Source organism: Butyricicoccus sp. (assembly GCF_050872565.1).
Lineage (GTDB): Bacteria > Bacillota > Clostridia > Oscillospirales > Butyricicoccaceae > Butyricicoccus_A.
Genome location: NZ_JBNMHC010000034.1, coordinates 1 through 11,454 on the forward strand (window position 1 = coordinate 1; position 11,454 = coordinate 11,454).

Sequence of the window (11,454 nt, forward strand, 5' to 3'; positions counted from 1 at the left end):
TATTTTGCTGTGGTCTATGGATGTCCAAAAGAAAACAGCGGCACGGTCAATGCGCCGATTGCCCGCCATCCGGTGGATCGAAAGAAAATGGCAGTTCTTGCAGGTGGACGCGAAGCGATTACGCATTATGAAGTGCTGGAGCAATATCAGGGCTATACATGGATGAAATTTCGTCTGGAAACCGGAAGAACCCATCAGATTCGCGTGCACATGGCGCATATCGGGCATCCGATTATCGGTGATCCGCTGTATGGACCGGCAAAGGACAAATGGAAATTGCAGGGACAGTGTCTCCATGCGGGAGAGCTGGAACTGACCCATCCGACAACGGGAGAACGGATGCTGTTTGAGGCACCGCTGCCGGAATATTTTGAACAGGTATTACAGAAGTTGAGGAATCAGTATGGGCAAGTTTGACGGTATTTTTATTGCCTCGGATATGGATGGCACACTGCTCGATGACGCACGCACGATTGGACAGGAAACCATCGAGGCATTGGAATATTTTACACGCAATGGCGGCTATTTTTCCTTGGCAACAGGAAGAACGCGTCCGGCGACAGCTGCCTATCGCAAGCTGCTGCCGTGCAATGGACCGGGCGTCTATTTGAATGGTGCGATTATCTGCGATGAAGCGCAGGAAAGCATCGTATACATGGAAGGCTTGGATGACGGAGCGAAACAATTGGCGCGAGAGGTGATGGAACGGTATCCGCACTTGGGCGTAGAAGTGTTTTTGCTTGACCACTCCTATGTCTGCCAGATGTGCGAGGTGACACGGCAGCATTTTGCCAATCTCGACATTCCGTACATCCTGTGCGATCTGGATGAAATTCCAGAGCCGACACACGAATGGGGAAAAATCAATTTTACCGGAGAACATGATGAGGTGCTGGCGGCGAGACCGTTTATTGATCGGGTCAAAGACAAGTACAATCTAACGTTTTCCACGCCGGTCTACTACGAGATGACCTGTAAGGGCGGACATAAGGGAGACGGCGTGCGTAAGGCCGCCGCATATCTTGGAGTTAAGCCGGAACTGATTTGCGCGGTAGGCGACAGTCAGAACGATTTGCCAATGCTGCACAGTGCAGGCATCAGCTTCGCGCCGGAGAATGCGAGACAAGAAGTACTGGATACAGTAGATGTTGTCGTGGCTGACAACAATCACAATACGCTGCAAGGAGTCGTAGAGTATCTGGATAAGCGGTTTGGATCGCGGGAATCGGTTGACAAGTGATGCAACATGTGATATTCTTTCAGACAGAGTAACGCGAGAGCGTCACGAAGGGGCATACCACCGCGGGTATGATTCTTTGTGATGCTCTCGTTTTTAATGGAGGAAAAATCATGAATCGTGCTCGTATTAAAAAAATTGTTCTTTGTGCGGTACTGGCGGACATTGCTGTAGTCGGCAGTATGTTCTCGTTCCCGATTTTGGGTTCGCGTTGTGCGCCGATTCAGCACATGGTCAATATCATCTGCGCTGTTTTTCTCGGCCCTGGTTATGGTGTGGCGTGTGCTTTTCTTGCCAGTCTGCTGAGAAATCTGTTTGGACTGGGAAGCTTGATGGCGTTTCCGGGAAGTATGATCGGCGCCCTGTGCTGTGGACTGATGTATTGGAAGACCAAGAAGCTGCTGCTGACGGTTGCGGCAGAGATTTTTGGCACTGGTATTCTCGGCGGTCTGTGTGCGTATCCAGTTGCTGTTTTGTTTATGGGAACGGATGCCGGAGCGGTCGCGTTTTATGCGTACATCATTCCGTTCTTGATTTCGACGGTCGTCGGATCGGTTGCAGCGGGCTTGGTGCTGTCGGGACTCAAGCGTTCGTCTGCCCTCAAACACATGCAGTATCTGCTGGATAAATAATCTGTAAGTTCCAAGTAAAAAACGTATTTGCCAATGCATGGGTAAATACGTTTTTTTGTTTACATAGTAGATAAAATGCGGTAAAATAGAACAAATATAAGGAGATGCTATGACACAACAAATAGAATTGTTAAAGGAACGACTGGAACAACTGATAGATTGTGAAGCCTTGGAGCTTTTGCGCTGTGCAGAACAAGATCCGGATGATATATATATCCCATATATGATGAATGACGCTGTGGAATTGTATGCTGTGCTCACGCATTGCACAGCAGTGGGAGAATTGTCCGCGTATTTTCCCGTTGGTACACAGGTGACAGGAGCAGAAGCAGATGGGCAGTATCATGTGACGTTGTATCGACCGGATGGAACCTGTTTGACCCTGCAATTTGCTGCTTGCCGTTGGGAAGAACAGTATTATCCGTATCATGAAATCGGCCATTTTTGGCGCGAAGGAGACGAACAGTGGCGACAACTGGTCTATCAAATTGGAACGATGTATGATAAATACCAATATCTGGGCGACCGCAGCTGTAATGCGCAGGAAAAAGCCCTGCTGCCGCTCGTGACGTTTGCCCCGTTTCGCTATTGGTCTCCGGTGCATGAATCGCTGGAGGATTGGTATCCGGACACAGAACAAGGTACCGATTGCATGGAGCATTTGGCGCGTCAGGCGGGAGATACTGCCTATCTCGCGGAGATCCAGCGGTATCGACAGACACAGGATGCCGCTCCGCTGATTGCTATGATGCAGCGGCCGGAACGAGGTGCACTATATCAGACAATTTGTCAGGCAGTAGAGAGGGCATCGTCCTGCTATCCGCCGCGAGATTATGGCGTTGTGCTGTACACGAAAATGCAGGCACAGCGAAAAGCTGTGCAGACGCTGCTGCACGCACATGGTTTTTCCGGAGATTATCCGCGTTTTCGCAGAGGAAACACACAAGTTGTTGCAGTAGAAGAGCATCCGTATACGGTTTTTGGGTTGGAATATGAGGGATTTGCGTTTGGCATTCGATTGATGGTTTCGGAGACCAAACAGCCATCTGCCGTTTGGAATGCTGGTTTTTTTGAGCATACAGGACGCGTTCTTACCCAAGATGAGCTGTCTGCTTGGCTGGAAGAGAAACAGGGAAACTGTTGACAAGCTATAGGGCAAATGATACAATGATGTCAATGCTTGAATAAGCAGGATTGGAACAATTGAATCAAAAGGATTCGGTGCCTCTTGCATCTAGCAAGAGGGTAAAAGGGAAACAGGTGAACAATCCTGTGCGATCTCGTCACTGTGAACGGGGAGCGGAGAACGATGCGTTTCGGCGCGGTCACTGGTCTGCGGACTGGTAAGGCTGTTCTTGCGCGATGAGCCAAAGTCAGGAAACCTGCCGGATGCTTGGTACAGGAAATATTTCCGGATCACGAGCTCTTGATCGTACTGTTTGCCTGCCTTTTGTGGGCTGGGGAGGTCAGCGCTTTTTCTCAGCAGAGAGAAGCGCTCTTGTGGTATACGCGAAAATAGTTCTGAAACCGCGATTGAAGCGTTCCTAGGATACCACAGGAGGTAAAGAAAATGAAAATGAAAAAGTTGACGGCAATGCTGCTGGCAGGTGTGCTGGCTGCTGGTATGCTGGCAGGCTGCGGCTCTTCCAATGACAACAGCAAGGACGCTGCAAAGGACAACGGTTCTGCAGCGGTTACGACAAAGGCTGGCTCCGGCTCTGGTTCTGGTGAAGAAGCAGAGGAAGAAGAAAACTACAACACCGGCGATGCCTCGAAGGATAATCCGCGCAATCAGGATGACATTGGCGAGAATGAGCTGCTGGTACTCAGCTTTGGCACCAGCTTCAATGACAGCCGCCGTCTGACCATCGGTGCGATTGAGGATCAGCTGGAGAAGTCTTTCCCGGATTACTCGGTTCGCCGTGGCTTTACCGCAAATATTGTCATTGACCACGTAGAGAAGCGCGATGGCGAGAAGATCGATGACATCAACGAAGCACTCAAGCGCGCCGTTGACAATGGCGTAAAGAACTTGGTTGTTCAGCCGACCCATCTGATGAATGGTCTGGAATATGACGAGCTGAAGGGTGATATTGCACAGTACTCTGATGCCTTTGACAAGGTAGCAATCGGCCAGCCGCTGCTGTCCAGCGATGAAGATTTCTCTCGCGTAGAGAATGCTATTGTCGATTGGACCAAGGATTATGACGATGGCGAGACCGCAATTGTCTTTATGGGTCATGGTACATCCGCAGATTCCAACGCTGTTTACCAGAAGATGCAGGATCTGCTGACCAAGGATGGCCACACCAACTACTTCGTAGGCACCGTAGAAGCTACGCCGTCTGTGGATGACGTTCTGGCTGCTGTCAAGAAGGGCAACTACAAGCGCGTCGTTCTGGAGCCGCTGATGGTCGTTGCTGGTGACCATGCAAACAACGATATGGCAGGCGATGACAAGGATTCTTGGAAGTCTCAGTTTGAAGCTGCTGGCTATCAGGTTGAGTGCCTGCTGCGCGGTCTGGGTGAAAACGAGACCATTCGCCAGATCTATGTAGAACATGCACAGGCAGCGATTGATTCTCTGAAGTAATACACGACAATCGGATATACAGACAGAGCGGCGCGGATTTTCGTGCCGCTCTCGTTTTGAAAGGGTGAAATTAGATGAAGAAAACATTTTTAGCGCCGGCACTGTGCGCTGCACTGCTGGTAGGCGCACTGACTGGCTGCGGAAGCAATCAAACAGCAGATACCGGTTCCGGCACTGCGGCTGTACAGACGCAAAAAGACAAGACGGATTACAGCAAGGTGGCAAGCTCTGCGGATATGACGACCGTGGAACAGGTCGGCGAGGACGGCATGGAAGCCATTTCCGGCAAACAGGTCAAGGATGGCACATATTCTGTGGCTGTGGATTGCAGCTCGAAGATGTTTCATGTGACAGATTGTCAGCTGACCGTAAAAAACGGTGAAATGACGGCTGTGATGACGATGAGCGGCACGGGCTATCGCTGCATTTATCTGGGTACAGGCGAGCAGGCTGCTAAGGCAAAGCCGGAGGATTATATTTTCCCTGAGACCAATAAAGACGGCGCAGATACCTTTGCGATTCCGGTGGAAGCGTTGGATCAGGGTATTTCTTGTGCGGCATTTAGTAAGAATAAGCAGCAGTGGTACGATAGAACCATCCTGCTTCGCGCGGATTCCCTGCCGGAAGGAGCTGTGACTGGCGGAAACAGCAAGACACTGGCTGATCTCGGCTTGCAGGACGGCACCTATACCGTCAATGTTACCTTGGCTGGCGGCTCCGGCAGAGCAAGCATTCAGTCTCCGACAGAACTGACCGTTGCAGACGGCGTGGCAACCGCAGAAATTATTTGGAGCAGCTCTAATTATGACTATATGATGGTTGGAGATACCAAATATGAGCCGATGGAAGGCACGGAAACATCTACTTTTGAAATTCCGGTGACAAAGTTCGGTGCAAAGATGGCAGTACAGGCAGATACCACGGCGATGAGCCAACCGTATCTGATTGATTACACGTTGACATTTGACGCAGATTCTATTGAGGCAAAGTAATGCCATGCGAAGATTGAAATATCTCATGGGCGTTGTGCTGCTCAGCGCGTGCTTTTTTCTGGTCGGCTGCGGGACACAGGAATCCGCATCGGATTTTTCCGATTGGAAGCCAACGAGGAGCATGGATTTGCAGTATGCCGACCAGTTTTCTGTCGATTATTATGACGGCGGCTATGCGTTGATTACCATTGCAAAGCAGGATCAGTACCTGCTGGTGCCGGAGGGCAAACAGGCACCGCAAAATTTGAGTGGGAAGATTACGGTATTGCAGCAGCCGCTGGACAACATCTATTTGGCAGCATCCTCTGCAATAGATTTGTTTGATGGATTGGACGCACTGGATTCCATCACAATGACCAGCACGGCACAAAAGGATTGGAGTCTGCCGCATGTGACACAGGCAATGCAGCAGGGCAAATTGCAGTATGTCGGCAAATACAATGCGCCGGATTATGAGACCTTGCTCGCTCAAAAGTGCCAGATTGCCGTGGAATCGACGATGATTACCCACAATCCAGAGGTCAAGGAACAGCTGGAAAAGTTAAATATTCCGGTGCTTGTAGAGCATTCGAGCTATGAAGCGCATCCGCTGGGACGAATGGAGTGGATCAAGCTGTATGGCTTGCTGCTCGGGAAAACAGAGGAAGCCCAACAATTTTTTGATGAAAAAGTACAGCAGGTCAATCGCATCCAGACAACAGACACCGGCAAAACCGTTGCGTTTTTCTATATCAGCTCAACAGGCTCTGTCAATGTCCGCAAACCGGGCGACTATGTTTCCAAGATGATTGACATGGCGGGCGGATCTTATGTGCCGACCGCACAGCAGCTCAAGGTAGAGGACAATGCATTGTCTACCATGAATATGCAGATGGAAGCCTTTTATGCGGCGGCAAAGGATGCCGATTATATCATTTACAACAGCACCATTGAGGGCGATTTGCAGAGCATCAGTCAGCTGACAGAGAAGAGCAGCCTGCTCAAGGACTTCAAGGCGGTGCGCGACGGCAATGTTTGGTGCACAGAGAAAAATATGTTTCAGCAGACGACTGGTGCGGCAGATATGATTGAAGATCTCAACCGCATTGTGACGGGACAAGCGGATCAGACCGATCAGCTGACTTTTTTGCACAGACTGAAATGAGAGCAACAGACGAAAGGAGACAGCGATGAAACAGCGGACAGTCATGCGATGCACAGCGGGATATGGCATTCTCGCCATTTTGCTGTGCGTATTGATTTTACTTAACCTCAATATAGGAACCGTGTCGCTGTCTCCTGCGGAAGTATTTGGCATTTTGCTGGGCAAAACCTCAGCGAATACGGCAATTATCTGGGGAATTCGATTGCCGCGCTTGATTGCGGCGGTCATTTTGGGCGGTGCGCTGTCGGTTTCCGGCTTTTTGCTGCAAACGTTCTTTTCCAATCCGATTGCAGGCCCGTTTGTTCTGGGCATTTCCTCCGGTGCAAAATTGACGGTTGCCATGGCAATGATTGGCTGCTTGAGCCGCGGATGGGTGATGAATTCGACGGGAATGATTTTGGCGGCATTTGTCGGCTCGATGATTTCTATGGGATTCATTTTGCTCATATCCGGAAAAGTCAAGAAAATGTCGTTGCTCATTATCTGCGGCGTTATGATTGGCTATATTTGCTCGGCGATCACAGATTTTGCCGTGACATTTGCGGATGATTCCAATATTGTCAATCTACATAACTGGTCGATGGGCAGCTTTTCCGGTGTGAGCTGGGACAATGTCGGAACCATGACGGTGGTGACTGTGGTTTGTATGGTTCTGACCATGCTGCTGTCCAAACCAATGGATGCATTTCGTCTCGGAGAAGTCTATGCACAGAGTTTGGGTGTTCCGGTAAAGCTGTTTCGCGCGCAGCTAATTTTGCTGTCCAGTGTGCTCTCTGCAACCGTTACCGCATTTGCAGGCCCGATTTCCTTTGTGGGCATTGCCGTGCCGCATCTGGTGAAGAGTTTGTTCCGCACCTCCAAACCGATTTTGATTCTTCCGGCGTCATTTTTGGGTGGCGCAGTGTTCTGTCTGTTTTGCGATTTGTTGGCGCGGACGTTGTTTGCGCCGACAGAACTCAGCATCAGCTCTGTGACAGCGGTGTTTGGTGCGCCGGTAGTGATTTGGATGATGCTGCACCGCGACAAAGGACGGCATTGAGGGAAAAAGCATGAACAACGCAATTTTACAAACCAACAATCTTTCTGTCGGCTATGACCGGAAGGTACTTATTCAAGGCATTGAACTTGCCGTGTGTCCGGGAGAGATTCTAACCCTGATTGGCCCGAATGGTGCGGGAAAATCGACCATTATCAAAAGCATTACCAAACAGCTGGAGATTCTGGGCGGCACTGTTTGCGTGGCGGGAAAATCGCTGTCTCAGATCAGCGGAAAAGAGCTGGCACAAAAAGTCTCTGTCATGATGACGGGAAGACTAGAACCGGAGCTGATGAGCTGTGAAGAGGTTGTGGAATCCGGCAGATTTCCGTATACAGGACGATTTGGTGTCCTGTCGGATGCAGACCGAAAAAAGGTACACGAGGCGATGGAGCTGGTTCATATTCGAGAACTGGCGGATCAGAGCTTTAATTGTATCAGTGACGGACAGCGGCAGCGCGTAATGCTGGCGCGTGCGATTTGTCAGGAACCGGAGATTTTAATTTTGGATGAGCCGACGTCGTTTTTGGACATTCGCCATAAATTACAGTTGCTGGCGATTCTCAAGCAACTTGTGCTGGAAAAGAAGATTGCGGTTATTGTCTCCATGCATGAGATTGATTTGGCGCAAAAGCTGTCGGATCGAGTGGTATGTGTCAAAGGAGACCGCATTGACAAATGCGGCACGCCGGACGAGATTTTTACCGATGCGTATATCCAACAGTTGTATGAGGTGTCCTGCGGTAGTTATCATACGGTTTACGGATTTATGGAGCTGGAAAAACCGATAGGTACGCCCAAGATCTTTGTCATTGGTGGCGGCGGAAGCGGCGTTCCGGTTTATCGGCGGCTGCAGCGCAGAGGCATTCCGTTTGCAGCGGGAGTACTCCATGAAAATGATATGGATTTACCGGCGGCACAGGCACTTGCCGCGCAAGTGGTTACCGAGCAGGCGTTTGAACCGATTGGCGAACAGGCATTGGCTCAGGCGGAAGCATGGATCGCGTCCTGCGAGGGCGTTGTGTGCTGTTTGGAGCGATTTGGCACCATGAACGCAGGAAACCAGCAGCTGATGCAGCTGGCAAAAAAACAAGGAAAATTATTGGATGGCAAGAGAGGAATATAACATGAACGGAAAACTGATCGGTGTTGGTGTGGGACCTGGAGACCCGGAACTGATGACACTCAAAGCGGTGCGTATGATTCGGGAAAACGAAGTCATTGCCGTGCCGGGAAAAGAGCCCAAAGAGACCGTGGCATACCAGATTGCCGTGCAGGCTGCACCGGAGCTGGCGGATAAAACCCTGCTGCCGCTGTATATGCCGATGACGATGGACGCGGAGGAACGCGAAAACAATTGGAAGATTGCCGCAGATAAGACGGAAGAACAGCTCAAGTGCGGCAAAAATGTGGTATTTTTGACACTGGGAGATCCAACGGTTTATTCAACGTTCAGCTATGTCAAAAAGCTGATTGAGGATCGTGGGTATGAGACGGCAACGGTCAGCGGCATTACTTCGTTTTGTGCGGCAGCAGCGCGCATGAATGTGTCGCTGTCTGAATGGAATGAACCACTGCACATTTTGCCGGCGCGTCATAATCTGGAGGACGACTTGACGTATTCCGGCAATTGTGTCCTGATGAAGTCTGGCAGAAAAATGGATCAGGTCAAGCAGCAGCTCAAGCAGAGTGGCCGCGAGGTTGTCATGGTGGAAAACTGTGGAATGCCGGAGGAAAAAATTTATCACGGTGTAGAAGAAATTCCGGATGATGCAGGCTATTACTCTCTGATTATCGCACGGGAGCCAAACGCATGATTGAAATCAAAAATCTTTCCAAGCAGTTTGAAGGCTTTCAGGCAGTAGATAAGCTCAGCCTGCGCATTGAGACGGGAGAATTTTTTGCCTTGTTGGGACCAAACGGCGCGGGAAAAACCACGACAATTAGTATGCTCTCGACGCTTTTGCTGCCCAGCGGCGGTGAGATTTATATTGACGGCGAGAGACTGACTCGCCAGCGAAAAGACATCAAGCGAAAAGTCAGTGTGGTCACGCAGGAATATTCGATGCGGCAGGACATGAATATGGACGAGATCATGGAGTATCAGGGCAGATTGTACTTCATGAAGCGCAAAGAGATTCGAGAAAAGACCGAGCAGCTGTTGGCATTTGCCGGTCTGATCAGCCATCGGAAAAAGACGATCCGCAAGCTGTCCGGCGGCATGAAACGCAAGCTGATGGTCTGCCGTGCGCTGCTGACAGATCCGGAGATTCTGCTGCTGGATGAACCGACAGCAGGTATGGATGCGATTTCTCGCAGACAGATGTGGAATTTACTGCGTCAGCTCAATGAAAAGGGCTTGACGATTTTGCTCACCACACACTATATCGAAGAAGCACAGGCGTTGTGTGACCGCGTGGCATTGATGGATGGCGGCAAGCTGGAAGACTTGGACACGCCGGACAATCTGATTCATAAATTGGGAGCTTATGCGGTGGATGAAATGCATCCGGACGGCGTGCACAGCAGATATTTTGCTGCACGCGAAGAGGCGATTGCCTATCTGTCCCAGCTGACAGGAAATTGTACGCTGCGCGACACAACATTGGAAGATGTCTTTGTAGAACAAGCGGGCAAACATTTGACGAAGGGCATTTAAATCTATGGGTATTATCACGATTCTGTGGGAAAAATGGCGTGAATTCCTGCGGGACTTTTCCAAAATCACGCTGGCGGCGCTGATTGCTCCGCTCATGTATTTGATTGTTTTCGGTTGGGGCATTCGCACAACAATGAATGGCCAGCCGTATTTATATTATTTGATTCCCGGCGTTGTATCGCTGACGACAATGAACGGCAGTTTTAGCGCCATTGCGCAGAATCTAAATGTACAGCGGCTGTATGAAAAAGCATTTGACCAGGTGATTATCTCTCCGACACCGCTGTGGCAGTTTATTGTCGGTCAGGTGCTGGCGGGAGCTTTGCGCGGTTTGTATTCCGCGGGCATTATTTTGCTGCTGATTTTGCCGATTCATACCGGATTGGTGTTTAATTGGCAGTCTGTTGTGATTTTGTTTTTGAATGGCGCAGTATTCGCAGGACTCAGCATTGTCGTGTCGTTCTTGGCGAAGAATCATGCCGATGTGCCGCGATTTTCCAATTACATCATCATGCCGATGTCATATCTGTGTAATACGTTCTTTTCGACGTCAGCCATTCCGCACGGCGCACGAGAAGTCATCGCCGCGCTGCCGCTGTCGCAGACCAGCTCGATGATTCGTGCGATTGCAACGGGAGAACCGGCAGATTTTCGTGGCATTTTGATTTTGCTGGTTTATCTGCTCGTCTTTATTGTCGCAGGTCTGTATTTTGTATATAAGAAAGAAAATCTATGAGGTGCAGCATCATGAAAAAACGAATCAGACAATGGATTTTGACGATACTCACCATGCTGCTGGCATCGTCGGCCTGCTTTGCGGCAGACAGCGAGGGCACCAAGCTGCCGGAAAGTGCTGCCAATACACCGGCACAGCCTGCATGGATTGAGATGGATGACGGCGACTATGCCATTCCGGTTGCCTTAGAAGGCGGTTCCGGCAAGGCGTCTGTGACAACTCCGGCGGCGCTCAAAATCACCGATGGTACCGCAGTGCTGACGCTGGTTTGGGGCAGTGAAAATTATGATTATATGATCTCCGGCGGCGTTCGGTATGAGCGCGTCAATGAAGAGGGATATTCGACATTTGAAATTCCGGTCACGAGCTTTACCCAGCCTATGACAGTCATTGCGGATACAACAGCGATGAGTGTGCCGCATGAA

At 50.2% G+C, this 11,454-nt stretch carries 12 protein-coding genes, 1 pseudogene and 1 riboswitch; all 13 genes and pseudogenes read left to right on the plus strand.

The features are described from left to right. On the plus strand, positions 1 to 417 hold a 417-nt coding region (locus ACR0P9_RS02810; protein ID WP_432617330.1), incomplete at its 5' end, for an RluA family pseudouridine synthase. Further along, positions 404 to 1,240, plus strand: a complete 837-nt coding sequence (locus tag ACR0P9_RS02815) for a Cof-type HAD-IIB family hydrolase (RefSeq protein WP_432617331.1) — start codon at positions 404 to 406, stop codon at positions 1,238 to 1,240. The genes ACR0P9_RS02810 and ACR0P9_RS02815, both read left to right, overlap by 14 nt. 110 nt (positions 1,241 to 1,350) lie before the next feature. Further along, positions 1,351 to 1,869, plus strand: a complete 519-nt coding sequence (gene thiW / locus ACR0P9_RS02820) for an energy coupling factor transporter S component ThiW (protein ID WP_432617332.1) — start codon at positions 1,351 to 1,353, stop codon at positions 1,867 to 1,869. A 109-nt stretch (positions 1,870 to 1,978) separates the two neighbouring features. Next, entirely contained in the window at positions 1,979 to 3,013 is a 1,035-nt protein-coding gene (locus tag ACR0P9_RS02825) for a DUF3878 family protein (RefSeq protein ID WP_432617333.1), read from the plus strand. Positions 3,014 to 3,071: 58 nt separating this feature from the next. Further along, positions 3,072 to 3,273: riboswitch (cobalamin riboswitch) on the plus strand. 166 nt (positions 3,274 to 3,439) lie between these two features. Then, entirely contained in the window at positions 3,440 to 4,462 is a 1,023-nt protein-coding gene (locus ACR0P9_RS02830) for a sirohydrochlorin cobaltochelatase (protein ID WP_432617334.1), read from the plus strand. Positions 4,463 to 4,536: 74 nt separating this feature from the next. Continuing rightward, the gene (locus tag ACR0P9_RS02835; protein WP_432617335.1) at positions 4,537 to 5,454 is read left to right on the plus strand and encodes a hypothetical protein; all 918 of its coding nucleotides are present in this window, start codon (positions 4,537 to 4,539) and stop codon (positions 5,452 to 5,454) included. Positions 5,455 to 5,458: 4 nt separating this feature from the next. Beyond that, positions 5,459 to 6,598: an ABC transporter substrate-binding protein gene (locus tag ACR0P9_RS02840; RefSeq protein ID WP_432617336.1), complete on the plus strand. Its 1,140-nt coding sequence runs from the start codon at positions 5,459 to 5,461 to the stop codon at positions 6,596 to 6,598. A 25-nt stretch (positions 6,599 to 6,623) separates the two neighbouring features. After that, positions 6,624 to 7,637 (plus strand): FecCD family ABC transporter permease, encoded by a 1,014-nt coding sequence (locus ACR0P9_RS02845; protein ID WP_432617337.1) that lies wholly within the window; start codon positions 6,624 to 6,626, stop codon positions 7,635 to 7,637. A gap of 10 nt (positions 7,638 to 7,647) precedes the next feature. Next, positions 7,648 to 8,760 carry an ABC transporter ATP-binding protein gene (locus ACR0P9_RS02850; protein ID WP_432617338.1) on the plus strand — a complete coding sequence of 371 codons (1,113 nt, stop codon included), beginning with the start codon at positions 7,648 to 7,650 and terminating at the stop codon, positions 8,758 to 8,760. Position 8,761: 1 nt separating this feature from the next. Beyond that, positions 8,762 to 9,451 (plus strand): precorrin-2 C(20)-methyltransferase, encoded by a 690-nt coding sequence (cobI, locus tag ACR0P9_RS02855; RefSeq protein ID WP_432617339.1) that lies wholly within the window; start codon positions 8,762 to 8,764, stop codon positions 9,449 to 9,451. Then, the gene (locus tag ACR0P9_RS02860; protein ID WP_432617340.1) at positions 9,448 to 10,293 is read left to right on the plus strand and encodes an ABC transporter ATP-binding protein; all 846 of its coding nucleotides are present in this window, start codon (positions 9,448 to 9,450) and stop codon (positions 10,291 to 10,293) included. The genes cobI and ACR0P9_RS02860 overlap by 4 nt, the downstream gene beginning before the upstream one ends. A 4-nt stretch (positions 10,294 to 10,297) precedes the next feature. Then, entirely contained in the window at positions 10,298 to 11,029 is a 732-nt protein-coding gene (locus ACR0P9_RS02865; protein WP_432617341.1) for an ABC transporter permease, read from the plus strand. A gap of 11 nt (positions 11,030 to 11,040) precedes the next feature. Then, positions 11,041 to 11,454 (plus strand): annotated as a pseudogene (locus tag ACR0P9_RS02870) (hypothetical protein); the annotation flags it as partial.